25 protein-coding genes and 1 tRNA gene are annotated in these 23800 nt (G+C 40.9%); 16 read left to right on the top strand and 10 right to left on the bottom strand.

Annotation, left to right across the window (positions count from 1 at the left end; translation table 11 throughout):
* The first annotated feature begins 94 nt into the window (after nt 1-94).
* The 12 genes from GPM24_RS06070 to GPM24_RS06015 all read left to right on the top strand — a co-directional run bounded on the left by GPM24_RS06070 (nt 95) and on the right by GPM24_RS06015 (nt 10533).
* Nucleotides 95-535, top strand: a complete 441-nt coding sequence (locus GPM24_RS06070; RefSeq protein WP_158825824.1) for a type VI secretion system contractile sheath small subunit — start codon at nt 95-97, stop codon at nt 533-535.
* A gap of 37 nt (nt 536-572) precedes the next feature.
* Complete coding sequence (locus GPM24_RS06065; RefSeq protein WP_158825823.1) at nt 573-1961, top strand: DUF5458 family protein; 1389 nt, start codon at nt 573-575, stop codon at nt 1959-1961.
* A 135-nt stretch (nt 1962-2096) separates the two neighbouring features.
* Nucleotides 2097-2666, top strand: a complete 570-nt coding sequence (locus GPM24_RS06060; RefSeq protein ID WP_158825822.1) for an NAD(P)H-dependent oxidoreductase — start codon at nt 2097-2099, stop codon at nt 2664-2666.
* 121 nt (nt 2667-2787) lie between these two features.
* Entirely contained in the window at nt 2788-3186 is a 399-nt protein-coding gene (gene tssD / locus GPM24_RS06055) for a type VI secretion system tube protein TssD (protein ID WP_158825821.1), read from the top strand.
* A gap of 99 nt (nt 3187-3285) precedes the next feature.
* Nucleotides 3286-3678 (top strand): type VI secretion system tube protein TssD, encoded by a 393-nt coding sequence (tssD, locus tag GPM24_RS06050; protein WP_158825820.1) that lies wholly within the window; start codon nt 3286-3288, stop codon nt 3676-3678.
* Between the two features lie 123 nt (nt 3679-3801).
* Nucleotides 3802-4701 (top strand): hypothetical protein, encoded by a 900-nt coding sequence (locus GPM24_RS06045; protein ID WP_158825819.1) that lies wholly within the window; start codon nt 3802-3804, stop codon nt 4699-4701.
* Between the two features lie 5 nt (nt 4702-4706).
* Entirely contained in the window at nt 4707-5312 is a 606-nt protein-coding gene (locus GPM24_RS06040) for a hypothetical protein (protein ID WP_158825818.1), read from the top strand.
* A gap of 14 nt (nt 5313-5326) precedes the next feature.
* Entirely contained in the window at nt 5327-7129 is a 1803-nt protein-coding gene (locus GPM24_RS06035; RefSeq protein WP_158825817.1) for a type VI secretion system Vgr family protein, read from the top strand.
* Nucleotides 7130-7153: 24 nt separating this feature from the next.
* A complete protein-coding gene (locus GPM24_RS06030; RefSeq protein ID WP_158825816.1) occupies nt 7154-8053 on the top strand; it encodes a hypothetical protein in 900 nt (299 codons plus the stop codon).
* 1 nt (nt 8054) lies between these two features.
* Entirely contained in the window at nt 8055-9401 is a 1347-nt protein-coding gene (locus GPM24_RS06025; protein WP_158825815.1) for a PAAR-like protein, read from the top strand.
* Nucleotide 9402: 1 nt separating this feature from the next.
* A complete protein-coding gene (locus tag GPM24_RS06020; protein WP_158825814.1) occupies nt 9403-10008 on the top strand; it encodes a hypothetical protein in 606 nt (201 codons plus the stop codon).
* Between the two features lie 12 nt (nt 10009-10020).
* Nucleotides 10021-10533, top strand: a complete 513-nt coding sequence (locus GPM24_RS06015) for a hypothetical protein (protein ID WP_158825813.1) — start codon at nt 10021-10023, stop codon at nt 10531-10533.
* 365 nt (nt 10534-10898) lie between these two features.
* On the opposite strand, the gene GPM24_RS06010 is transcribed toward GPM24_RS06015, so the two are convergent.
* Nucleotides 10899-10971, bottom strand: a tRNA-Met gene (locus GPM24_RS06010).
* Nucleotides 10972-11049: 78 nt separating this feature from the next.
* Between GPM24_RS06010 and era the strand changes: the two genes are divergently transcribed.
* Both era and der read left to right on the top strand, forming a co-directional pair.
* On the top strand, nt 11050-11928 hold the full coding sequence (era, locus tag GPM24_RS06005; RefSeq protein ID WP_158825812.1) for a GTPase Era: 879 nt from the start codon (nt 11050-11052) through the stop codon (nt 11926-11928).
* An 82-nt stretch (nt 11929-12010) separates the two neighbouring features.
* The gene (der, locus tag GPM24_RS06000) at nt 12011-13312 is read left to right on the top strand and encodes a ribosome biogenesis GTPase Der (RefSeq protein WP_158825811.1); all 1302 of its coding nucleotides are present in this window, start codon (nt 12011-12013) and stop codon (nt 13310-13312) included.
* A gap of 95 nt (nt 13313-13407) precedes the next feature.
* Here the strand turns inward: der and GPM24_RS05995 are convergent, their stop codons facing one another.
* The 3 genes from GPM24_RS05995 to GPM24_RS22280 are packed head-to-tail and all read right to left on the bottom strand — an operon-like array spanning nt 13408 to nt 14213.
* Nucleotides 13408-13770 (bottom strand): hypothetical protein, encoded by a 363-nt coding sequence (locus GPM24_RS05995; protein ID WP_158825810.1) that lies wholly within the window; start codon nt 13768-13770, stop codon nt 13408-13410.
* Nucleotides 13771-13786: 16 nt separating this feature from the next.
* Complete coding sequence (locus tag GPM24_RS05990; RefSeq protein WP_158825809.1) at nt 13787-14023, bottom strand: hypothetical protein; 237 nt, start codon at nt 14021-14023, stop codon at nt 13787-13789.
* Between the two features lie 58 nt (nt 14024-14081).
* Nucleotides 14082-14213, bottom strand: a complete 132-nt coding sequence (locus GPM24_RS22280) for a hypothetical protein (RefSeq protein WP_255459107.1) — start codon at nt 14211-14213, stop codon at nt 14082-14084.
* A 546-nt stretch (nt 14214-14759) separates the two neighbouring features.
* Here GPM24_RS22280 and GPM24_RS05985 point away from each other — a divergent pair.
* Nucleotides 14760-16907: a S9 family peptidase gene (locus GPM24_RS05985; protein WP_158825808.1), complete on the top strand. Its 2148-nt coding sequence runs from the start codon at nt 14760-14762 to the stop codon at nt 16905-16907.
* Nucleotides 16908-17065: 158 nt separating this feature from the next.
* Nucleotides 17066-18388, top strand: coding sequence for a MutS-related protein (locus tag GPM24_RS05980; protein WP_158825807.1), 1323 nt, complete (start codon nt 17066-17068; stop codon nt 18386-18388).
* A 2-nt stretch (nt 18389-18390) separates the two neighbouring features.
* Here the strand turns inward: GPM24_RS05980 and GPM24_RS05975 are convergent, their stop codons facing one another.
* From GPM24_RS05975 to lpxD, 6 genes are all read right to left on the bottom strand, one after another.
* Entirely contained in the window at nt 18391-18960 is a 570-nt protein-coding gene (locus GPM24_RS05975) for a 5-formyltetrahydrofolate cyclo-ligase (protein ID WP_158825806.1), read from the bottom strand.
* 67 nt (nt 18961-19027) lie between these two features.
* Nucleotides 19028-19591 (bottom strand): elongation factor P, encoded by a 564-nt coding sequence (gene efp, locus GPM24_RS05970; protein WP_158825805.1) that lies wholly within the window; start codon nt 19589-19591, stop codon nt 19028-19030.
* Nucleotides 19592-19753: 162 nt separating this feature from the next.
* Nucleotides 19754-20380: an ABC transporter ATP-binding protein gene (locus tag GPM24_RS05965; RefSeq protein WP_158825804.1), complete on the bottom strand. Its 627-nt coding sequence runs from the start codon at nt 20378-20380 to the stop codon at nt 19754-19756.
* A gap of 109 nt (nt 20381-20489) precedes the next feature.
* Nucleotides 20490-21272, bottom strand: coding sequence for an acyl-ACP--UDP-N-acetylglucosamine O-acyltransferase (gene lpxA / locus GPM24_RS05960; protein WP_158825803.1), 783 nt, complete (start codon nt 21270-21272; stop codon nt 20490-20492).
* Nucleotides 21273-21274: 2 nt separating this feature from the next.
* Nucleotides 21275-22672 carry a bifunctional UDP-3-O-[3-hydroxymyristoyl] N-acetylglucosamine deacetylase/3-hydroxyacyl-ACP dehydratase gene (locus GPM24_RS05955; RefSeq protein WP_158825802.1) on the bottom strand — a complete coding sequence of 466 codons (1398 nt, stop codon included), beginning with the start codon at nt 22670-22672 and terminating at the stop codon, nt 21275-21277.
* Nucleotides 22673-22700: 28 nt separating this feature from the next.
* Entirely contained in the window at nt 22701-23750 is a 1050-nt protein-coding gene (gene lpxD, locus GPM24_RS05950; protein WP_158825801.1) for a UDP-3-O-(3-hydroxymyristoyl)glucosamine N-acyltransferase, read from the bottom strand.
* Between the last annotated feature and the right edge of the window lie 50 nt (nt 23751-23800).

Here is a 23800-nt window from a genome sequence, read left to right as displayed (position 1 = left end):
AATTAGTACGTTTAAATAGCGTACCAAAACATTTTTATAGTATAAAGGGTTAACTAGTAAATAATTTAAGAAGCTACAACCTCATCTCTGCAATATGTTTAATTACGAAATTGGAGGAAACGAACGGAAAGTCGATACCTCAGAAGCCTTTGGCGAAATCTCTCCGAATAAAACATTATTTATTCAAAAATTAACAGATAACGAGCCGCTGCGTCCCGAAAAAGTTGAAGGGCTAAGAACTGTTGAAGACGTGTTTGAACACTTTAAACCGAATGTTGATATAACATTGGATAAGCAAGATGGCTCAACCGTTACCGAGAATCTGAAATTTCAGAACCTGGGTGACTTTGGTGTTAAAAAACTGGTACAGCAAAGCAACTACTTGCGCAAATTGAATATAGAGCGCGAGATGTACTTAAGCATTATTAAACAGCTAAAAACCAACAAAACGTTGAAAACTACGCTGGATAATGAAGAAACCAGGTCTGCTTTTATCAGTGCACTTAAAAACTTTGTTAAAGAGCTGGAACAGTAATTAACTATTAACCTAAACATTTTTTAAGATTAGCAACATGGCAACACCAAACGAGCAAGCCCTTAACGATACTTCATCAGCCCAGAATTATAAACCGGCCGAAAAGCCAGCTTTAAAAGAATTATCTTTAAGCCAAAGCCTGGAAAAACTTTCGCGCGTTGGCGGTTTTGATTTATTGGAAACCACAGTTGATGGTTTACAAAATTTAAACCCCGAGCGTAAGGCCCGTAAACAGATATTTTTAACCGACGACGAAAAGAAGCAAGAACGCGAAGAACTGAAGCAAAAGCTTAACCAGTGGATTGAAGCCCTGGAAAATGGCGGTTCGGTTAGCGACATGGTAGAAAACAGCACCGAAAAACTGCAACAGGTTGAAGAAAACCTGAATACCAATATTAATACCGTGCTGCAGAGCACCCGCGAACTGGAGCAAGCCTACCGTTCACTGCACCTGTTCTATAAAAATACCGAAACCGACAAGGTAAAAAACGTAGTAATTATGAACGCCAGCTTAGACCAGTTGAAAGAACTGGATAACCCGCGTTTTATTGAATACGTTGGCAACGAGTTGAAACAAAATTACGACAGGCTTGATCTGCGTCAAAACTATTCTATCATGGTTATCCCAGGGTATTTGGGATCAAACAAAGTAGTAGAGCGGTGGTCAAAAATGGCGCATGAAAATAAAGTAATGCTGGTAACCGACTTTGCCGATTTGGATCAACCCGATGATGTGGTAGATTTGTTTACCTCGGCTAATTTAACAGGCGGAGAGGCCTTTAAAGCCAATACCATTATGACCTGTAACTGGATGGTAGGCCGCGGCAAAGTAGCCGAAGTAGGTGAAGAAGATGATTTGTTTGTACCCGGCTCGGCTGCCTTGGCAGGTAAAATGTACTACACATTGATGTCGCAGGTTACGGCAGGTAAAAAACATGGCGCTGTAAACGAGGTAGACGGCGTACGGTTTGACCTGAAGAAAAGTGAAATTTCTCATTTAGAAAAATTAGGCCTAGTACCTATGGTAAATGAGTACGGCAAGGTAATGGCCTTTTCGGCCAAAACATTGTTCAATGGTGATAATATCGGCTTACAAACTTATTCTGTAGTGCGTGTTTTTGATTACATCACCAAAGTATTATTTGACTTTTTGAACCGCCGCGCTTTTGAAAACTGGAACTCTAAAACAGAACAGGACCTGCGCTCGCAGATTGTTAAGTTTTTGGACGGCATACAAGGTCCGGATCGCTTAATTGAACGATTTAAAATTATGCGTTTCGAGCGTGATGAAGTGCAAAAAGACCGCATTCACCTAGATATCCATATTACGCCTTATTTTCCGGCCAAAAGCTTTGTGGTAAAACTGGATGGCCACAAAGGTGATGACGAAAGCGCTGTTTGGAATACCGAGTACAAGCAGCAGTAAGCTGATAACGCTTTAAAAACATTTATGGCCTCATTCCTGTACATACAGAATGGGGCCATATTTATTTTATGTTAAACAAACGTTATTAAGCTTTGCACTTTTTTAGCTGCACTGCCTATTTTTACCCGGTAAATTATGAAGCAGGTAGTTATCATTAATGCAGATATTAATAAAAGTGCCATTACGCAAGCGTTAATTAACGCTTACCGACATGGTGCAGAGCAAGCTGATGCCGCTATTAAAGAGATAATTATTGCCGACCTGATATTTAATCCCAACAAGCCCCTCCCCAATAAATTTGCCGACGCCGAGCATGATTTAACAGAAGCTATAAGCAAAATTAAATGGAGCCACCACCTGGTGATTTTTTGCCCGGTATATAAAGACTCGATAAATTTTAAAATAAAAGGTTTCTTTGATCGCATTTTTTTACCCGACCAGGTTTTTGTAGTTAATCAACCGCATTTCAGTAATGATTTTAGCGGTCGTTCAGCCCGCATTGTATCTATTTTGGATGAAGCCAGCTGGCAGGATTGGCAAGCTAACCAGCGCATTACTTACCTGGCCATTAAAAGAAGCTCACTCGAAAAATGCCGTATCAAACCGGTACATACCAACACCATTGGTTATCTCTATTCCCTTGAAAATGCCTACGCTCAAAAATGGCTGAAAAAGCTAAATGATTTTGGCCGAAAGAATATTTGAGTAAGTATGAGTTAATTTTACATTTCGCTAAACAATATTTTAGCTTTTTTGTAGTTAAATATGGATATCCTCTATTGGTTGAGGGTATTGAAATTTATATTAACCTTAAAAATTTATCGTTATGGCTTTCAAAGCAAGATTAAATTTTTCGGGCAAAGAGTACGATGTTATTAACTGCTCGTATGCCCTTAACCGCGACGTTGACTCAAAAGGTCGCCCAGCTTCAGGTGTTTATGGTGGCACCATTGACGTAGAAGTAGAATCTACTGAAGACACATCCATTGTTGAAGCAATGGTAAACAATCAGTACAAGCCCGTTGCCGGCACTTTACTCATCAAAAAATCAGAAGAAGATGCTAAAATGAAAGAGCTTACTTTTGAAGATGGGTACATTGTAAAATATGCCGAAGGCTTAAACATTGTGGGCGATACCCCAATGACCTACAAATTCACTATATCGGCCCGCAAGCTTAAATTAGGCAACGCCGAGCACGTGAACGACTGGCCGGGCCGCAGCTAAGCACAGCATCTTACAATTTTTATTAACAGACAGAAGCTAACAAAAAGCGTTAAGCTGTGTTACGGTATCTGTATTGTTTTATCTTATTACTTTACAATTATGGCTTTTAAAGCAAGAATCAATATTGGCTCAAAAGAATTTGACGTACTGCAATGCAGCTACGCCCTGAGCCGCGACGTAGACGCTAAAGGACGCCCTTCATCAGGTGTTTATGGCGGTACCATTCAGGTTGAGGTTGAATCTACCGAAGATACTTCGGTAATTGAATCAATGGTAAATAACCAATATAAACCACTAAGCGGTACTATTACCTTCAAAAAATCAGAAGAAGATGCCAAAATGAAAGAGCTTTCTTTTGAAGACGGTTATATTATCCAATACAACGAAGGTTTATCTATTATTGGTAATGCACCAATGTCTTTAAGCTTTGTTATTTCGGCTCGCAAGCTAAAAGTTGGCAATGCCGAGCACGAAAACGACTGGCCGAGATAGCTAATTTTTGCAACTCATATTTTATAAGTTGTATTACACACAATAATAACTCATAAAGATACGGAGGAGGTATACATAAGTATCTTCTCCGTTTTTTTTCCGCTGCTATTCTTCTCATTTTCTATGAAAAAAAAGAAGCGAATTATTAGCCCTGCTGCACCTACTATTCGTAAAAAAAAATCGAGTATACCTACCGCTATGGAGTATATTTCGTTATTTAATACCTGCGAAATAAAAAAGGAAAAGCTTTTAGCAGTTGATAAAGTAATTGATGAAAAAATAGTAGTTAACCTCCATCGGTATGAAGGTGTGTCTAATTTGGTTAAAGGCAACGGCAGTGCAGCAATAGCTGTCAATCAGCCGCTATTTCAATCATCCTACACTCCGTTCTTTACTCGTTTCGGTTCTTCGGCAGTTGATACCACAAATACACCATTACTGCAAAGGCCGCTACCGCAAGTACCGTTTGATTTTGGTATGAGCCGCCCTAAGGTAAGTAACCTTCTGCAACCAAACTTTGTGGATAATAGTAGTGCCTTTGGGTTAAACCGCGACATGTTTTCTTTGTCGTCGGTTTTTAGCAGCGCCGGCATCCCTTGGTATTTTATAGCGTGCGTGCATTATTTGGAGTGCAGCTTTAGTTTTAAAAAGCATTTGCACAACGGCGATCCGTTAACTGGTTATACTGTGCATGTTCCTGCACACCGCCCTAAAGTTGGTCATGCGCCCCCTTTTACTTTTGAAGAAAGCGCGGTTGATGCACTTAAACTCATGAAGTATGACCAGATAACTAACTGGAGCCTGCCTTTTATTTTACAAAAACTAGAAGGCTATAACGGTTTTGGCTATAATAAAAAGGGCGTTCATACCCCTTATTTATGGAGTTTTTCAAACCATTATACCAAAGGTAAATATGTTAAAGACGGTGTTTTTGATGCCGATGCCGTATCGCAGCAGTTAGGAGCAGCCGTAATTTTAAAGCGAATGGAACAACGGGCCTTAATCAGTATTCCACGAAATTAAAACCAATGAACGTAAAATTCATTTATATACTGTTTTCGGTATTGCTGTTACAGCCAGTTTACGGCTGTAGCTCAAAACCAAGTGCATCAGGTAAGCAATTAAGTGAATCCAAAGCTGCTCAAACACAAATCGGGGCGCAGCCAAACAGCACTTCGTCGGATGAGCAGTTGTTCAGGAGCTTTTTGAAATCTTTCAAGCAAGCAGTAAAGCAAAACAACAAAGCCCAATTGTTGCTAATGTTTCACTATCCGGTGCAAACCAGCCCGCAATGGAGTAATGAGGATTTACAAAACTCAACTATTGACTATAAGCAGGGCTTGATTAGCCAGCAAGAGTTGCCGCAATATTTTGATGACATTTTTTCAAAAGATGCACAAAAGTTGATACCGTTGAGTAAAGAAGATGATTTATCGGAAATTGACCAAACTAGTACCGAAAATTACTATAAGCTACTGGCGCAGGTAACTGATAAAGCCAGCACACTTTATGAATTGCAAAAGCAGTATGAGCAGGATAACGGTAAGGAAACATCTTTTGGGTTTGTATTTGGCAAGGTAAAAGGTGTATATAAAATATTAAGCTATTACAGTCCCTGGCCTTTGAAGGGATAGACAGAACCTTTGTTATGGAAAACAAGATAAGAGTAGACATTAATATAGAAGGTACGCCGATTCTGCATTTTTCGAGCTTTACCCTCAACCAGCGTTTTAATGAGCACCATACGTTTGAGCTGCGCTTAAACCACGATCAGATTGAAGGCACCAATAATATTACGCTCGAAAAATCAAAAAGCTTTATCGGCAAAAATATTACGGTGCAGTTCGGCGCACTGCTGGGTCAGGAAAACCAGTTTACGGGCAAAATAACCCGTGTTGAAATATCACAAAGCCACGGGTTTCAGGGCGATATTTTAATTAGCGGCTTTAGTCCATCCATACTGATTGACCGGGGCCCCGACTTGGGCTCGTACTTAAATAAGGACTTAAAAACCATCCTGCAACAGGCTACTGCAGATGCGCCGCAAAATGACCTTAGTTTTCAGGTAAAGCCGGTTTACACTTCTCCTATCGACTATATTATTCAGTACCGCGAAAGCGATTTTGAATTCATCAACCGCCTATCGGCCGAGTATCACGAGTGGTTTTATTATGATGGCACCAAATTAAACTTTGGTAAGCCCGATAAACTGGAAGAAGTAAACCTGGTATACGGTCGGGACTTGCATAGCCTGCAATATGGTATGCAGATAGCACCCCTTAAATATCAGAAATTTGCTTACCATTCGCCGCAAGACCAGGTATTTAGTGCGCAGCCTGCCGGCAGTTCTGCCTCATCGCCAGATTTGGCCCATGTAGTGTCGGCATCAAATCAGGTTTTCAGCAAGCGCTATAATGAACCTCTTAACGTTCGTATCAATTCACAAAAAGACATTGACACGTTTGTAAATAACGAGCATAAGGCCCTGGTGTCTGAGTTACTTAATATCATGGGCAACGGCGATAACCCCCAGGTAGGTTTAGGCAAAGTGGTAAACATCAGTACCAGCATGCGGGCCGAAACAGGTTTTCAGGTGCAGGATTTTGGCAAGTTTTTAGTTACAGCTGTTTACCATCAGTTAGATGGCGTTGGCCATTACCAAAACACTTTTGAAGGCGTATCGGCCGACAGTGAAAAAATCAATGTAAAAGAAGCACAAAAGCCCTTTGCAGATATGCAACTGGCCACCGTAGTGGACAATGACGACCCTAAAAAGCAAGGCCGTGTTAAAGTTCAGTTTAAATGGCAGTGTACCAGTAACGACCCAACCGAGTGGCTGCGTGTAGTAAGCCCCGATGCAGGCAGCAGTGACAAGGTAGGCACTAACCGGGGCTTTGTATTTGTACCTGAAAAGAATGACCAAGTGTTAGTAGCATTTGAAGAGGGAAACATTGCACGCCCCATTGTTATGGGCAGCATGTTTAGTGGCAAAACAGGTATTGGCGGCGGCGGCGGAAACAATGGCAAAAGCTTAATTTCTAAAAGTGGACATACTTTGCGCTTAGATGATGGCGCAGGTATCACCTTTGTTGATAAGAGTAAGCTGAACCATATCGAAATTGACGGTGAAAATAAAATAACAGTTACCGCCGATGCCGTTATTAAATTAGTAACGGGTGAAAGTTCCATAACGCTAAATAGCGATGGAACGATAGATATTATTGGTAAAGTAATTAATATACAAGGTACTGATGCCATCAATGCCAATGCCGGTGAAAAAGCTGGCAATGCAGTGAGTATTGGTAAAAAAGGACAAACTGTAGTTAAAATTGAGGCTAGTACAAAAGAGGTAAGCACTTCTGCTGCGTTAACTACCAACTCAGATACTACCATCACTGCTACCTCTAAAGGTGCTCATACACTTACGGGTAGTTATGTTGATATCAACTGATAAGATCTGTCAAAATTTAGAACAATGAGCAATTTTACGTTTTTTGACCGCCCTGTAGCAGCAACCTCTACAACTGATAACAAAGAGAAGCAAGTAGAGCTGAAACTTACCAAGGGGAACAACAAGCGGTTTGAAATAGACTACCACATTAAATTTTCGGCGGTGGGCCAATTGATGACTGATGTAAGAACGACGACCATATGGTTACTTAAAGTTATAGATCAGTTTGAAGATGGCTACCTGATAGATGTTGAAGTTGAAGACCACAAGGTTTTTAACGCTAATCCGGCCTTTAACGACACTATTGATTTTTTTAGAGCATTTAATTACCCAACTGAAAAATTAGTATTAAAGCTCAGTAAAAACGGATGTGTTGAACGTGTATTGAATCAGGAAGAGGTGTTTGAACGATGGGTGGAAATCAAAGAAAAGGTCTTGGCACCTTTAGGTGATACAGATGGAAAGGAACTACTGAAAAAAGGAGATGAACAATTTAAAAATACATCTCCGTCATTAAGAGAGTCATTTTTATTCAATTTGTTTTTTGCACCTTTTTACGGGCACAAAACCGAATTGGTAAACAATAAAACCATTGCAACCGTACCGGGCACCTCTCAACTTTTTCAAGCTGTTCCTGTTATGTATGATATAGCGGAGCAAATAAAGGAAATAACGGAGCAACACATTGTGTTAACCCATCAAGCCAACGTAAATAATACTCGCACCTTGGCAGATTTTAAAAAGTTATATGAGCAGGCTTACCAAGAATTATGCGGTCCAGCCTTTGCTTATAAAAACGAATATCAGGCAACTTATGATATTGATATCAAACTGGGGTTAATTAACAGTTGTAAAGCAACGCTAATTGAAACAACCGGAAGTAGCCTATCTTACGAAACTGAGTATTCCATTACAAGAATTTGATATGGCAAAACTGTATGTACCAGACAAAGCTTACTTAGTTTGTTCTGAAGGGATGAAAACCCAGCAAATAAAGGTTTCCAGCCAAAGCACCATTAAAATTGCAAATGGAAGGTTAGCTGCTACTATTAAAGATAGAACAGGAGCTAATTTTGTTTGTGCAAAAATGGTACTGGCTGGTGCAATAATTGGTGTTGCAATAGCAGCAGTAGTGGCTGCAGCAATAGTACTGTCTGGCGGAACTTTAGCTATTGGACTAGGAGCTATGTTGGCAGCCGGTGCTTTGGGAGGAGCAGCTGCTGGTTTACGAACTGCCCTTATACCATGCGCATGTGCATTATTAACAATGGGGAAAGATTGGGCACCGGTGCATCCAAAAGTAACGTTCGAAGACAAAAAGGCGCTCATCGAAACTTCGGTAGTACCATGCCGGTTTGGCGGAATTGTTAAAATTTTATACTCAAAAGAGGCAGCAGAAGCATTAGCAGCGGCAAACAGAAGCAAAGCTATTGCGGGGGTTGCGGCAGTAACAACTGTTGCTTTTTTGGGGGGTACTATGGTTGCCGCTTTAGGAAGCGCTGCTTTAGCGTTACAAAGCACATACCTTACTTTTGGACTTGGAGCATCCATTGTTCACTTTGGCGGTATGGCTACTGCCGGAGGTATGTCATTCGGCGCAAATTATGTCTATGATGAAGTGAAAAATTATACGCATGCATCAGAATATATAGATGGCAGTGTATATACGGAAAGCGACGAACGTCACAATCAACTAGATGATGTGGTGGAGATAGCTACCGATAAAAGAACCGGAGCTGTAGGAGATGCGCTTGGAAGTTCCGAGGATATTGGTAAACATCAAACTGCGCCATTGATAACAAATACCACTACCACACAAAGTGTAACCACCAATAATGTTTTTGTAGCGGGCAGCAATGGAACCGTTGTGCCACCCGGAACGGTAGTGGCTACACAAAGCACTGTAACGGCATCAAATGCCATACCTTTAGCTTCTCCGTCACGCAGCGGTACAACAGTAATTTTAAGTAATAGCGAATCAACCATTATCAGAAGCACTGCCAATACAGTTGAAGCAACCAGAATAAGTTCAGTAACAACATCCTCTACCCAATTTAACAATTTGGGGATACTAAGCAGTACATCAAAGGCTTATTTTGGAAAATATGGTTTAAATTTTTTAAAAGGGATGGGAACAAACATGTTTTTTGACGCTGTTAGAGCGGGTGGAAACTGGTTGGTTTCAAACGAATTAAAAGCATATAGTGACGCTTTGAAAACTTCAGAACTAGCAGCAAGAAAATCTATCACGGTTATAGAAGATGAAGTATAGCTTGATCATATCTGTACTTATACCAATAGCTTTATTTACAGGGATTATTTATAACGTTGTTAAATTAGATGCCAACCTTGTAAGGATACAGGCTACCATCACCGATTTTAAAAAAAAGTGGGCCGGCGCTCGCTCTGACCGGATCAATGATTTTAAAACGGAGGAATATCCAGCAGTTTTCAGCAGGTCTTATTCTGGCATAAGCAGATTATTGGGCAAAAACATCAGGAGTAACTTGTTTGAAATTCCTGTAAACGCAACATCTGCCGACATCGCTGTTTCAAACTATCCATTGAAACCTAAACAGGATAGGCAGGTTGTTTTTTATGTACAAAGCGCTGAAGTGAAACAGATAAGTGAGAAGCAAAACCAACCTACCTATTTCTATTTGAAGATGAAGGGCGACAAGACATCATCTTTAGGATATTATGCCGATTTATATGCATATGTGTCAAAATCTAAGATAGGTATTGGTGTTATAATAGTATCATTAATTGCCTCTGTGATAATGTTTGGATACGCAATGAAAGATGTAGAAAATCGATCTTGGCAATTAAATTATTTAAAAGTACTTGGAGCTATATATCTATTTATCATATTATTTTAAGCATAGAAAATTATGTCTTCAAACCTGCTTGGATCAATTCGTTTGCGTTTGCCAATTCCTGCAGCCAAAACACTTGGCGTTGGCTTTCTTATACTGATATTATTCATAATATCAGTAGTGCTTTGCTTTGTTTTTCAAGATGGTATTGATGCAACAATCGGTATTAACCCCGCGCACATGTCTATTGTTATGTTAATGGTAGTATTGCTTATTCCGTGGGTTATTATAACTTTTTGGTTAATAAAAAAGTATACAAAAGTTGGTTATCTTGAGCTTTATCAGCATCATTTGCAAATCTTATCGCCCGAAAAAGAGGTACTTAAGCATTACGATGCCAGTTCAATATCCTTTGTTAAAATTCAAGCACCTTCATTTCATATTACTTTCAAAGACGGGTACCGATTTAATGTATTAAACGTTGCAATGGGTGACGGGTACGTTAAAGAGTTGGTTAACTTTTACCCTACTTTTTTAGAGTTTCTGAACATCAATAACATAAAGGTAGCGCAAGGAAATATAATGTAAGCTATACCTTATTGTCCGTTAACTAAACTTTCCGCTGTAGCCATAAATCATTTTTATTAGCGGCCGGAGTTTATCACATTAATTAAATACATAATGGAAGGCGGTTTAAATTTGGCGCTTTCTAATCTAATCTCTCTTGTAAAATACCCTTTATAACAGTGCATGTTCTAATTGTATCCGATATTTTGCTTTTTAAGTATTCCTTTGCATTAACAAGTGTTAAACACCCTAGAAGGGATAGAAAATTCACTAAAAATTAAGACGGATGTGCGAATAAGATTTTAAAATTGCACCAACAAGCACCGTTGCAAAATAAAAAAAACCCTTTTAATACGCTGTAAATCAGCTTTTAAAAGGGTTTCAGGTAGCGGGAGCAGGACTCGAACCTACGACCTTCGGGTTATGAGCCCGACGAGCTACCAACTGCTCCATCCCGCACTATGTTTGTTTTTGTTTGGTGTGCAAAGATATAATTCGTTTCTTTGTACTCCAAATTTATTTTAAATATTTTTTTATATGAGTCACCGGGCCGGATTTGTGAGCATTATTGGTAAACCTAACGCAGGTAAATCAACCCTGATGAATGCTTTGGTGGGCGAAAAGATGTCCATCATTACCCCGAAGGCGCAAACCACCCGCCATCGCATACTCGGAATTGTTAACACCGACGATTACCAAATTGTTTTCTCGGATACACCCGGGGTTATTAAACCGCACTATGCCCTGCAGGAAAGCATGATGCACCAAGTAGAAGGTTCTATTGTAGATGCTGATCTGATTTTGCTGGTTACAGATATCAACGAATCGTACGATGAAGGTGATGTATTGGAAAAGCTGGAAGGCTCTTTAGCGCCATTGGTTGTACTTATTAATAAGATTGATAAGTCGGACGAAGATACGGTTAAACAAAAGGTAGAATTTTGGCAGCAAAAGCTTAACCCCAAAGCGGTATTTGCCATATCGGCCCTGCACGATCATAATATAAAAGCTATTATGGACTTTGTGCTCGAAAACCTGCCTGAGCATCCAGCCTATTACGAAAAGGATTTTTTGACGGACCGTAATGATCGCTTCTTTGCATCCGAAATGATACGCGAACAGGTGTTTAAACAATATAAAAAAGAAATTCCGTACAGTACTGAGGTAATTATCACGGAATTTATTGAGGGCGAAGATTTATACCGTATCAGTGCCGAAATTATTGTAGAGCGCGATTCGCAGAAAAATATTATTATCGGCAAAAACGGCGAAATGTTAAAAATTGTAGGCACCTATGCCCGCCGCAGCATGGAAGAATTTTTTCAGCGCAAAATATTTTTACAAATGTTTGTTAAAGTAATTAGCGACTGGCGCAGCAAGAAGAACTATTTAAAGAAATTCGGATACGAAGATTAATCTGTTGTCTATTGCGAGTTATCTGTTGTCTGTATTTTGCATGACATTCACAACTCACAACTGACAACTCACAACTAAAAATATGAGTAATATAGTAGCCATTGTTGGCCGCCCCAACGTAGGTAAATCAACATTATATAATCGCTTAACCGAAACCCGCAAAGCCATAGTAGACGACTTTAGCGGCGTTACGCGCGACCGCCATTACGGCGTTGCAGAATGGGTAGGTCGCACTTTTACCGTTATTGATACTGGCGGCTATGTAGCCAATTCAGACGATGTGTTTGAAACCGCTATCCGCGAACAGGTAGTGATTGCCATTGAAGAAGCTACCGTAATTTTGTTTATGGTAGATGTAACCACCGGCATCACCGATCTTGACGATGAGATTGCTACCCTGCTACGCAAAGGCAAAAAGCCGGTTTATGTAGTGGTAAATAAGGTTGATAACAATGCCCTGCAATCTGACGCCACCTTGTTTTACAGTTTAGGCCTGGGCGAAATTTATAACATTTCGTCTATGACCGGATCTGGTACCGGCGAACTGCTGGACGATGTTATCAAAAGTTTTGACGACGAGCCGGTTGAAGAAAATACATTACCTAAGTACGCTATTGTAGGTCGCCCGAATGTAGGTAAGTCATCCATTATTAATGCCCTGATAGGTGAAGAGCGTAACATTGTTACACCTATCGCCGGTACCACACGCGATTCTATCCATATTCATTACAACAAATATGGACATGAGTTTATGCTGATTGATACAGCTGGGTTGCGTAAAAAAACCAAAGTAAAAGAGAATATCGAATTTTACTCGGTAATGCGTACCATTAAAGCACTGGAAGAAGCCGATGTGGTAATATTAATGGTGGATGCCGTAGAAGGTTTAGAATCGCAGGATATCAATATCTTCCACTTGGCCGAAAAAAACAAAAAAGGCATTATGCTGGTGGTCAATAAATGGGATTTGATTGAGAAGAATAACAAAACGGCCAAAGTATTTGAAGAGCAAATCCATGAAAAGATTGCGCCATTCACCGATGTGCCGATTGTATTTACATCGGTATTAGAGAAACAGCGCTTACTGAAGGTAATTGAAACTGCCGATCAGGTGTATGAAAATCGCAGCAAAAAAATTCCAACCTCACGGTTAAATGATATCATGTTGCCTATCATTGAAAACTATCCGCCACCATCTATCAAAGGCAAGCACGTAAAAATTAAATATGCTACGCAAATCAATGGTACATCGCCCATGTTTGCATTCTTCTGTAATCTGCCGCAATATATCAAAGAGCCCTATAAGCGCTTCGTTGAAAACAAGCTGCGCGAAAACTTTAATTTTTCGGGCGTACCGATTCAGATATTCTTCAGACAGAAATAAGCACTGCCAAAAGGAAGAACAAAAAATAAAAGCCGCTTTGTGATTACAAAGCGGCTTTTTGCATATTAATTTGGGTAAGCAAATAATAACAGATACTATTTGTATTGGTATTTAAGCTGGCTAACAGGAGCGTTAGTTTGGCCCGCAGCAACCGTTTTCCTTTCACCTTTGGTAGGATATCCATCATTGTTATAAGTGTAGGCATAAGTAGTAGTGCTAATTATATTATTAGCTGAATCGTACATTGTTTCTTTAATAGGATTATGTTTAGATGGCATTTGAAACGCCACGTAATACAATTCAGTAAGCGCACTAAACGGACTTCGATTAGTGTCATATTCGTACACAACAATATTTGACAATAAGTACCCATCGGCAAGCGGGTTTTTCATGTAATTGAATTGCTTTTTTACATCACCGTTAGGGTAATACTCATAAGTTGCTTTACTCAGTGCCATATTAGTTCCGGCTTCATCAGTGGGGGAGGTATGATACTGCTTCTGATACCTGGAAATCACTGTAATTGTATTTGATATAACTGCCCATAGTTTCTACACCGCCTTCTTTTGTATAAATTTCAGTCTTGTCCAGCAGGTTACCTGCATAATTAAACTTTATGGCATTTTCACCCGACGAGGCTTGTGAAGGTTTCTTGTTGGCATTGTAGGAAATAATAAACTCTTGGTTTTGGCCATCTTCAGAAGCCGCCATTTTGGTAATTTGGCAATCAGAATTGTATTCAAAAGTAGTGTAACTGGTGGCAGAGTCTTCAAACCTGATGATTTTGCGCCTGCTGATCGGGCAAATTGCTGTTGCTGTCTTTTTTACATGATGTAAAGGTTAACACTGCTGCTGCTAAAGTAAAAGATAGCATTTTGTGGATAAGGGTAAAAGGTTTCATTTGTTAATTGTGATTTGATTATATGATTTATTCTTACTCAAATTTTAAGCAATAAGCATCCATTCAGACGCTGCACCTGTTAAAAAACTTCGTGGCTCATTACGCCGCGCCAAAAAGATGGGGAGATTTGCTTATGCCTGATTTACCTACTTGGTAACTACATAATAATACCGGATTGGTGCTGCGTTGGCGCGCCGGCAATATCCGGCGCACTAACTGGTGATATAAGGATTAGGTAAAATTTAATATTCATTACGCTTGTGATAACTGCTTGTTGGCAACTGTGCTTTTTGATTTTTACTACAGATGGCCTAACTGGTGATTTCGTTACAGTTAATTCAAATTAAATATCCATTTTATATAAACCGTTTTCAAAAGCTTATCTATAACCAAAAGCACCTTATAGAGTACATTATTCCTGAAAGGTTTAATAATAGCCTTATTTATCTGTAAAAAGTTTAACACGCTTCCATTAAGCAACCTACTGCCATATTACCGCTTAAGTATTTTGTATTATATTGAGCTGCAAACGCCAACATAGTACATATGAAAAAAGCACTACTTCTACTTTTAAGCTTTATTGCAGGTAGTATACCGCCATCGGCCATTGCCCAGAAAGGCAATGGACAAATACAGGTAACCGACATGATTCAAATCAAACAAATCAGCGGTTTGACACTGTCGCACGATGGCAAAAAGATGGCGTTCACCGTTACTTCGATAGTACCCGATAATAAGAATAACAAAGAGTATACTTATGAAAGCCATGTTTGGCTAGCATCTACAGATAACAGTTTTGCACCGAAACTGCTTACAGACAGTGTCGCCAGCCAGCCGGCATGGTCGGCAGATGACCACATTATTGCACTGGTACATTTAGTAAAAGGCAAATCGCAGGTTTTTACAGTATCAGCAAACGGCGGCAAACTGCAACAGTTAACCAACAATCGTTATGGTGCTTCATCGCCCCAGTGGTCGCCCAATGGCAAGCAAATACTTTTTAGCAGTAGTTTAACGCTTGCAGAACTGCTTAAAGATTCTGTATTAAATGCCTCCGGACGCATACCGGCTTGGCCGTCCGAAAAGCCGGGCTTTGCTCAGTTCCCGCTTACGGCCAAAACAGCGGCCGATCCGAATGGTAGCCTTGAAGCTATCCGCGCATTTTTAGCACAGGATGAAACCGACCGCAAAGCAAAAGTATTTAATAAACTAAATTTTGAAGGCGAATTTACTACCGAACCTGAGTTCCGCTTTACGCATTATTTTATTATTGATGCACAAGCCGGTGCTACAGCCCATTCGGTAACCAGTGGATTTAACAGTTACAGCGGCGCACAGTTTATGCCTAACGGACAATCGCTGGTCATAACCGCTGCGCTTGATTCATTAGCTAACCCCGACCGTTCGCAGCAATCGGCTATTTACTCGGTATCATTAAATGGTAGCAAAAGGTTGTTAATAGCTAAGCCTAACGGGTCATTAAATAATGGTCCTATATCGCCATCGGGAAGATACATGGTGTATACTGCTGGCAAAGGCATGGAAATTAATGTGCCCGATATTTTAATTTATGATTTTCAGAATCCTGCTAAAACCATCAATGTTCCGCTCGACCGTAATGCTTCTAATTTTACTTGGTCGTCCGATGGTAAATACTTGTATTTTACAGCACAATCTAACGGTGGCATTCCGGTTTACCGTGTCAGCATAATTAATCCCAAACCCGAGCAGCTAAGCAGCTTTGATGCGGGCATGAGCGCGCTGGACGTGAGCCAAAGCCAAATTGCTTATGTAAAAACAGAAGTAGCCAACCCGTTTGAAGTATATGTAAGCGACATGGCCAACAAGCAGCCCAAACGCATTACCAGTTTTAATTACGAATGGCTGAAAGATAAAAAGCTGAGCTTTCCGGAAAAGAAATATTATACCAACAGTAAGGGCATGAAGGTAGAGTACTGGGTGATGAAACCCACTAACTTTACCGCCAACAAAAAATACCCGGTAATGCTGCAGATACATGGTGGCCCTACCGCCATGTGGGGGCCAGGTGAGGCTAGCATGTGGCACGAGTACCAGTATTTTTGCGCACAAGGCTATGGTGTGGTATATTCCAATCCACGCGGCTCGGGCGGCTATGGTATCAATTTTTTAAAAGGCAATTATAAAGACTGGGGCACCGGCCCAACCGAAGATGTACTGGCTGCTTTAGACGGCACACTGGCTCAAGGCTGGGGCGACCCAACCAAAACCGTAGCTACCGGAGGATCATACGCTGGTTATTTAACCGCCTGGCTGGCCGGGCATACCAAGCGCTTTACAGCCATCTCCTCACAACGTGGTGTATACGACCTGACCACTTTTTTTGGAGAGGGCAACGCCTGGCGACTGGTGCCTATGTACTTTGGCGGCTACCCTTGGGAAGCCGCTGTAAAGCCCATCCTGGCGCGCGAATCGCCGTTTACCTATGTGGCTAACATAACCACGCCCTACCTCATCCTGCATGGTGAAACCGACCTGCGTACGGGCATTGTACAAGGCGAAATGATGTACAAAGCTTTAAAAGTACTGAACCGTCCGGTAGAATACGTACAGCACCCCGGCGCTACGCACGAGCTTACCCGCTCGGGCAACGTACGCCAGCGCATTGACCAGATGCTGCGGATTTATGAGTTCTTTGGGAGGTATATAAAATAGAGTTAAGAGTATAGGATTAAGAGTCAAAGCAATATGTTTCGGCTCTTTTTTACTTTTTGAACTGGCTTTTTATATCTAATTATTTTTATTAAGCGTTATGCTTGTACACTTTATTTTGCCCTAAACATTATTGCACAACCTACTTACGCCTAAACATCATGGCATTTATCATCGACAACCAAACCTTAACCGATTTAGCAGTAGCAGACCGTAACACGGATTCTGTAATGGGGCTTTTTAAGCCTGTTACATTTGGTGGTAAGCAATTGCTCACAGATTGGTTTAATATGCCGTTGCAAGAAGCAAGCCTGATTAATGACCGGATCACTATTATACGCGATATACATCAATCGATGTATGAATTTCCTTTCAGCAAAGATGATCTAGACTTCATTGAGCATTATCTACGACAGGAAAATTATACCAAATCAACTACAGTCTTACATACTGTACAATCTTATCTGCGCCATCTTTATCGCCCACCGCATGAACATTATATTTTGGCCCGCGGTGTAAAACTAGTGCTTCATACCATTCACGTACTACAGCAAGATTTAGCTAAAGCAAGCGCTATGCATTCATCGGACATATTTTTACGATACAGGCTGTTCATTAGTGACACCATCAACCACCCCAGCTTTGCTGCAGTTAAACCATTACTTAGCCGAAAAACGCTTACCTATTCAGAATTACTACAGTGCGATTACCTTTTCCATTATCAGGAAAAGGAAAAGATAAAAACTATGCTGAACCTCATTTACCAGCTGGATATCTTTTGTGCCGCAGCCCATACAGCAGAACAATTAGGATTTTGCTATCCAGAAATAGATTTTAAAACAGATTCATCTTTGGAAGTAAGAGGGTTATTTCATCCGCTGATAAAGAATCCGGTTAAAAATGATGTAGATTTTGGCGATGGCATTAACATGTGCTTTTTAACAGGTGCCAATATGGCTGGTAAATCAACCTTTATCAAATCAACTGCAATTTGTGTATTGCTGGCACATATGGGTTTTCCGGTGCCTGCAACCTATATGCGAACCAACATTTTTAACGGATTAATTACTACTATAAATTTAGCCGATAACCTGTCACAAGGATATAGTCATTTTTACAGCGAAGTGTTACGCGTAAAGCAGGTAGCTCAAAAAATTAAAGAATCGGAAAAGCTTGTCGTTGTATTTGATGAGCTTTTTCGAGGCACCAATGTGAAAGATGCTTTTGATTCGTCTGTGGCTATTATCAAAGCTTTTTCTAAAATCAAAAAGTGTGTTTTCATTATTTCTACTCATATTACAGAAGTAGCCCATGAGTTAAAAGATTGTGAAAACATCAGTTTCAAATGCATCCGCACGCAATTGCAAAACGGAACTCCTCAGTATACCTATAAACTAGAAGATGGTGTAACAGATGAACGACTGGGCTACTGGATTGTACAAAACGAAAACATTGTTGAACTGATTGAGAAAGGCTTAAAATAATGTTAAATGATATACGACAAATTAGGCGTAATACACTTGTGCATTGGCTTATCAAACTCATTCAAATCTTCAATCACATCCACCGGCTCAAAAAACGATAAGCCCACAAATTGTGTATCTGGGCGGCATTCGGCTAAAAAGCGGTCATAAAAACCTTTGCCATAACCTACGCGGTAACCACGGCGGTCAAAAGCTAACAGGGGTATAAGCACCAAATCTATCTCGGCAGCGGTAACTAAATTACCATTTACAGGTTCAGGGATACCAAAGGCATTGGTGGCCAGTTGTAAGTCGGCATCATCTGCAAAGTGCTGCATGGTATTGTTGGCAAAATCAGCTTTTGGGAATACCCGTTTAATGCGTGGGTGGGTTACTTGTAGCCAGTCGCGTATCAAAAAAGTATCCGGCTCTTTACGCTTGTATATGGGTAAAAACAGGTGAACGCAATTGACACCCTGTAAATCTACCTTTTGAAATTGCCGCAATAAGGCATGGTTTAAGTCATCATATTCTGCCTGCGATAGTGCGTTGCGTTTGGCGATATATAGTTTGCGGAGATCCTGCTTGTTCACGTTTACAATTTAACATAAAAAGGCGCTGAGTAAATTCAGCGCCTTTTTATGATAGATATAAATCTGATTAACCTTTTACACGCTCCATATAAGCGCCGGTAGCGGTATCTACTTTTACCTTATCGCCTTGGTTGATGAACAACGGTACACGAATTTCGGCACCGGTTTCAACAGTAGCAGCTTTTAAAGCGTTGGTTGAAGTATCACCTTTAACAGCGGGTTCTGAATAAGTAATTTCCAATTCTACCGAAGCTGGTGCCTGCGCCATGATGGGCTCATCGCTTTCAAAAGCAATAATTACGTTTACACCTTCTTTTAAAAACTTAACCGAGTTACCAAATAAAAACTTAGGGATGTTGAACTGCTCGTAAGTGGTGTTATCCATTACTACCAGGTCGTTGCCATCTTCATATAAATATTGATAATCGTTGGTTTCTACACGGGCAATAGTTACCTCTTCGTCTGTACGGAAACGGTATTCAACCAGCTTGCCGGTTTTAACGTTACGCATACGTGCCTGGTAAAAGGCACGCAGGTTGCCCGGGGTACGGTGTATAAACTCTTCTACCTGCACTAACTCGCCATTGAAGCGAAGTATATTCCCATTTTTTATTTCTGATGCTTTAGACATAACAATTTTTCGTGGCGCAAACTTAATTACTTATCCGCAAACAATCAAGCAGTTATTATGCGACCGGTACCGGATTACCATCGGTATTCATATCCATAATTTAATAACCCAACTTTTGCAGTCCCGACAGTAAACTTTTCGGTCGTATGGTTTCCTGGTATCTTATTTATAATTGGTAATACTAAGCTGTTGGGTGCAAAAGCTGTATTCATGCGCCTGATTAGAGCATACAATGGTTAACCGGTCTTGTGCGTACTGCTGCACTAATTTCAGATACCAATCTACGCCTTGTGTATCCAGGTTAGATGTAGGTTCATCCAGCATCAATACTGCTGTATCAGAACCAAAAGCCAGCGCTAACTTTACGCGCTGTTTCATGCCCGAAGAGAAATACCTTACTAGCTTATTTCGATGCGTTTGCATATCCAGCAAATCAAGAAGCTGCTTTCTGTCTAACCCAACCTTATAAGGCTTAAATTTAAAGTGAAAATCTATTACCTCGTTCAAAGTAAACTCTTCAATAAGTTCCAGGTAAGGGGCAGCCAAACTGATGTGTTTAAAAACAGCATCTACCTCCAAATTATCACCCTGATAACTGAAAGTAACTTTGCCGCTTGAAGGCGATAAACTGCCGTTGAGCAACTGCAGTAGGGTAGATTTACCTGAACCATTAGGCCCTAACACCGCATAACTGTTGCCGGATGTAAATGTATAGCTCACATCCTTAAAAATCCAGTCGCGGTTAAACCGACGTCCGGCATTTTGAAGGGATATAGAGAACTGGTTCATTTGTTCAATGGTTGACTAGTTAATTTGCTTAATGACAGTAATGGTTCTGAAAAAACCGCATGATAAACTTGAATGAACCATTAAACTAATCAACCATTGAACTAAAAAATTATGCGTTGCCGAAGCCTTTCATAATACCGCGTTGTGAGCTTTGTATAAAATTTAAAATTTCATCACGCTCTTCGGTTGGCCTGAAATCGGCCTCAATAATAGCCATAGCCTTGCTTACGTTGCTGTTTTTAACAAACAGCGTACGGTATATATCCTGAATTTCGTTGATTTTGTCATCGCTGAAACCACGGCGACGCAAACCTACCGAGTTGATACCGGCATAAGAAAGCGGTTCGCGTGCGGCTTTGATATAAGGCGGCACATCTTTACGCACCAGCGAACCGCCGGTTACGAATGCATGCGACCCTACATTACAAAACTGATGTATGGCCACCATACCTGCCAGTACTACATAATTACCAATGGTAACATGACCGGCAATGGTGGTATTGTTCGAAAAAATACAGTTATCACCTATCACACAATCGTGCGCTACGTGGCAGTAGGCCATCAGCAGGCAGTTGCTGCCAACTTCCGTTTTCCAATGGTCTTTGGTGCCGCGGTTAATAGTTACACATTCGCGAATGGTGGTATTGTCGCCGATGCAAGCCTGGGTATTTTCGCCCTTAAACTTTAAATCCTGCGGAATGGCCGAAATAACCGCACCCGGAAAAATACGGCAGTTTTTACCGATACGGGCACCATCCATAATCGTAACGTTTGATCCGATCCAGGTACCTTCGCCAATCTCCACATCTTTATGGATGGTTACAAACGGCTCGATTACTACATTGTCGGCTATTTTAGCTTGCGGATGTATGTATGCTAATGGCTGGATCATTTCTATTTATACTTTACAATTTGCGCCATCAGTTCGGCTTCCACTACAACTTTTTCGCCCACCATGCCAATACCTTTCATTTGTGCAATGCCACGACGGATAGGCGCTATCAAATCGCAACGGAAAATTAAGGTATCGCCGGGTAACACTTTATCTTTAAAGCGGGCATTTTCTATTTTTAAGAACAAGGTTAACCAATTTTCCGGATCGGGCACAGTATTTAGGACCAAAATACCGCCGGTTTGGGCCATCGCCTCAATTTGCAACACGCCTGGCATTACCGGAGCACCCGGAAAATGACCTTCAAAAAACGGCTCGTTCATGGTTACCGCTTTTAAGCCTACTACGTGCGTTTTGGTTAACTCCAAAATTTTGTCAACCAGCAGCATCGGCGGGCGGTGCGGCAGGATGTTCATAATCTGCACGGTATCATAAACCGGCTTTGCATTCGGATTATAAACCTTGACATGCTTGCGGCTTCGTTCTTTTTTAATAAGCGCTTTTATCTTTTTGGCAAATGCCACATTAGCAGCGTGACCAGGGCGGGCAGCCATGATATGGCCGCGCAACGGTACACCAACCAGTGCCAAATCACCAATCATATCCAGCAGTTTGTGGCGGGCTGGTTCATTCTGGTGGCGCAGCTCGATGTTATTTAAAATGCCTTGCGGAGCAACATCGATATCCTTACGGTTAAACAAAGTAGCTAAGTGGGCTAACTCTTCTTTATCTACATGCTTATCAACTACTACAATGGCGTTGTTGATATCGCCTCCTTTAATCAGGTTATGCTTTAGCAGCATTTCAAGCTCGTGTAAAAAGCAGAAAGTGCGGCTGCTGGCTACTTCTTTTTTAAATTCGTTGATAGATGATATAGTAGCATGCTGTGTACCTAAAACAGGCGAGTTATAATCAACCATGCAGGTAAAGCGGTAGTCATCATCTAATGGCATAGCCACCATTTCTACCTTACGGTCGGGCTCGGTATAGTGAATGTTATAAGGGATATGATAATACTCGCGGTCAGCCTCTTGTTCAACAGTACCGGCATCCAGTAAAGCTTGCACAAACGGCATAGAACTGCCATCCATAATAGGCGTTTCGGGACCATCCATATCAATCAGCACATTATCCACTTCTAAACCAACCAACGCAGCCAGTACGTGTTCAATGGTACTTACACTGGCTCCATTTTGTGTAATGGTGGTACCGCGTGAAGTATCAGTTACGTTGTCTACATCGGCATCAATAACCGGAGAGCCTTCTAAATCAGTCCGTCTGAATTTAAACCCGTGGTTTTCCGGTGCCGGGTTAAAAGTCATGGTCACACGCTCGCCGGTGTGCAGGCCTGTACCCGATACGGCAACCGGTACTTTAATGGTTCTTTGCTTTACGTTCATTTTAAATTTATCAAACAACTGCGCTATGTTAGCCAATATGCTGCTTTATGCGCAGTTCAGCAATGGTTTTTTCTAATTCTTCTATTCGTTTCTTCAACTGTGGCAGCTGGTTTACAACAACTTGCGACCGCAAATGGTCTTGATATGGTTGCACAATTACACCGCCCCATTTTTTGCCTGGTTCTGAAATAGAACGGTTTACCCCAGTTTGCGCTTGTATAAAAGTACCATCAGCAATGCTAATGTGTCCAACAATGCCAACTTGCCCGCCCAAAGTTACTCTTTCGCCAATTTTTGTACTACCCGAAATGCCAGTTTGTGCCGCAATTACGGTATTAGCCCCAATTTCGACATTATGTGCAATCTGTATTAGGTTGTCTAGCTTAGCACCTTTGCGCACAACGGTTGACCCCATAGTAGCGCGGTCAATAGTTGTGTTTGACCCTACCTCTACGTCGTCTTCCAGTATTACGTTGCCTATCTGGGCAATTTTACTGTAAGAGCCATCACTGTTAGGTGCAAAGCCAAAACCGTCACTGCCAATTACAGCCCCCGAATGTACAATAACATTATTACCCAATACACAATCAAAGTAAACTTTTACGCCGGCAAATAAAGTTACATTATCGCCCAGTGTTACATTGTCGCCAACGTACGTATTAGGATAAATTTTACAGTTCTTTCCTGTTTTTACACCTGCTCCAATGTAAGCAAATGCACCTATATATGCATTATCACCTAATGTAGCTTCGGGATGGATAAAGCAGGGTTGCTCAACACCTGTTTTATTAAGCTTAAGGCTATTATATTGATTTAAAAGTATAGTAAATGAACTGTAGGCATTATCAACCCTGATAAGCGTTGGCTTAACCGGTTCTGTTAATACGAGAGATTTGTTGACGATAACTACGGTAGCCTGCGTGGTATACAGAAAATGCTCGTACTTAGGATTAGCTAAAAATGACAATGAGCCACCAGTAGCCTCCTCTATTTTGGCCAGCTTACTGACAGCTGCCTGCGGGTCACCCTCTATCGTTCCATTAAGCAATAAGCTTATATCCTGCGCAGTAAATTGCATCCGACAAATTTAAATGTTAAAATGTAAGCAACAAATTATTAATATCAGCC

This window comes from Mucilaginibacter lacusdianchii (assembly GCF_009770985.1).
GTDB classification, from domain to species: domain Bacteria; phylum Bacteroidota; class Bacteroidia; order Sphingobacteriales; family Sphingobacteriaceae; genus Mucilaginibacter; species Mucilaginibacter lacusdianchii.
This window is presented reverse-complemented; position numbering and strand designations above follow the sequence as displayed.

What these genes read in the sequence shown, in the direction of transcription:
- GPM24_RS06070 (WP_158825824.1), top strand. Translation starts at nt 95, where the DNA reads ATGTTTAATTACGAAATTGGAGGAAACGAACGGAAAGTCGATACCTCA.
- GPM24_RS06065 (WP_158825823.1), top strand. Translation starts at nt 573, where the DNA reads ATGGCAACACCAAACGAGCAAGCCCTTAACGATACTTCATCAGCCCAG.
- GPM24_RS06060 (WP_158825822.1), top strand. Translation starts at nt 2,097, where the DNA reads ATGAAGCAGGTAGTTATCATTAATGCAGATATTAATAAAAGTGCCATT.
- tssD (WP_158825821.1), top strand. Translation starts at nt 2,788, where the DNA reads ATGGCTTTCAAAGCAAGATTAAATTTTTCGGGCAAAGAGTACGATGTT.
- tssD (WP_158825820.1), top strand. Translation starts at nt 3,286, where the DNA reads ATGGCTTTTAAAGCAAGAATCAATATTGGCTCAAAAGAATTTGACGTA.
- GPM24_RS06045 (WP_158825819.1), top strand. Translation starts at nt 3,802, where the DNA reads ATGAAAAAAAAGAAGCGAATTATTAGCCCTGCTGCACCTACTATTCGT.
- GPM24_RS06040 (WP_158825818.1), top strand. Translation starts at nt 4,707, where the DNA reads ATGAACGTAAAATTCATTTATATACTGTTTTCGGTATTGCTGTTACAG.
- GPM24_RS06035 (WP_158825817.1), top strand. Translation starts at nt 5,327, where the DNA reads ATGGAAAACAAGATAAGAGTAGACATTAATATAGAAGGTACGCCGATT.
- GPM24_RS06030 (WP_158825816.1), top strand. Translation starts at nt 7,154, where the DNA reads ATGAGCAATTTTACGTTTTTTGACCGCCCTGTAGCAGCAACCTCTACA.
- GPM24_RS06025 (WP_158825815.1), top strand. Translation starts at nt 8,055, where the DNA reads ATGGCAAAACTGTATGTACCAGACAAAGCTTACTTAGTTTGTTCTGAA.
- GPM24_RS06015 (WP_158825813.1), top strand. Translation starts at nt 10,021, where the DNA reads ATGTCTTCAAACCTGCTTGGATCAATTCGTTTGCGTTTGCCAATTCCT.
- era (WP_158825812.1), top strand. Translation starts at nt 11,050, where the DNA reads ATGAGTCACCGGGCCGGATTTGTGAGCATTATTGGTAAACCTAACGCA.
- der (WP_158825811.1), top strand. Translation starts at nt 12,011, where the DNA reads ATGAGTAATATAGTAGCCATTGTTGGCCGCCCCAACGTAGGTAAATCA.
- GPM24_RS05995 (WP_158825810.1), bottom strand. Translation starts at nt 13,770, where the DNA reads ATGGCACTGAGTAAAGCAACTTATGAGTATTACCCTAACGGTGATGTA.
- GPM24_RS05990 (WP_158825809.1), bottom strand. Translation starts at nt 14,023, where the DNA reads ATGGCGGCTTCTGAAGATGGCCAAAACCAAGAGTTTATTATTTCCTAC.
- GPM24_RS22280 (WP_255459107.1), bottom strand. Translation starts at nt 14,213, where the DNA reads ATGAAACCTTTTACCCTTATCCACAAAATGCTATCTTTTACTTTAGCA.
- GPM24_RS05985 (WP_158825808.1), top strand. Translation starts at nt 14,760, where the DNA reads ATGAAAAAAGCACTACTTCTACTTTTAAGCTTTATTGCAGGTAGTATA.
- GPM24_RS05980 (WP_158825807.1), top strand. Translation starts at nt 17,066, where the DNA reads ATGGCATTTATCATCGACAACCAAACCTTAACCGATTTAGCAGTAGCA.
- efp (WP_158825805.1), bottom strand. Translation starts at nt 19,591, where the DNA reads ATGTCTAAAGCATCAGAAATAAAAAATGGGAATATACTTCGCTTCAAT.
- GPM24_RS05965 (WP_158825804.1), bottom strand. Translation starts at nt 20,380, where the DNA reads ATGAACCAGTTCTCTATATCCCTTCAAAATGCCGGACGTCGGTTTAAC.
- lpxA (WP_158825803.1), bottom strand. Translation starts at nt 21,272, where the DNA reads ATGATCCAGCCATTAGCATACATACATCCGCAAGCTAAAATAGCCGAC.
- GPM24_RS05955 (WP_158825802.1), bottom strand. Translation starts at nt 22,672, where the DNA reads ATGAACGTAAAGCAAAGAACCATTAAAGTACCGGTTGCCGTATCGGGT.
- lpxD (WP_158825801.1), bottom strand. Translation starts at nt 23,750, where the DNA reads ATGCAATTTACTGCGCAGGATATAAGCTTATTGCTTAATGGAACGATA.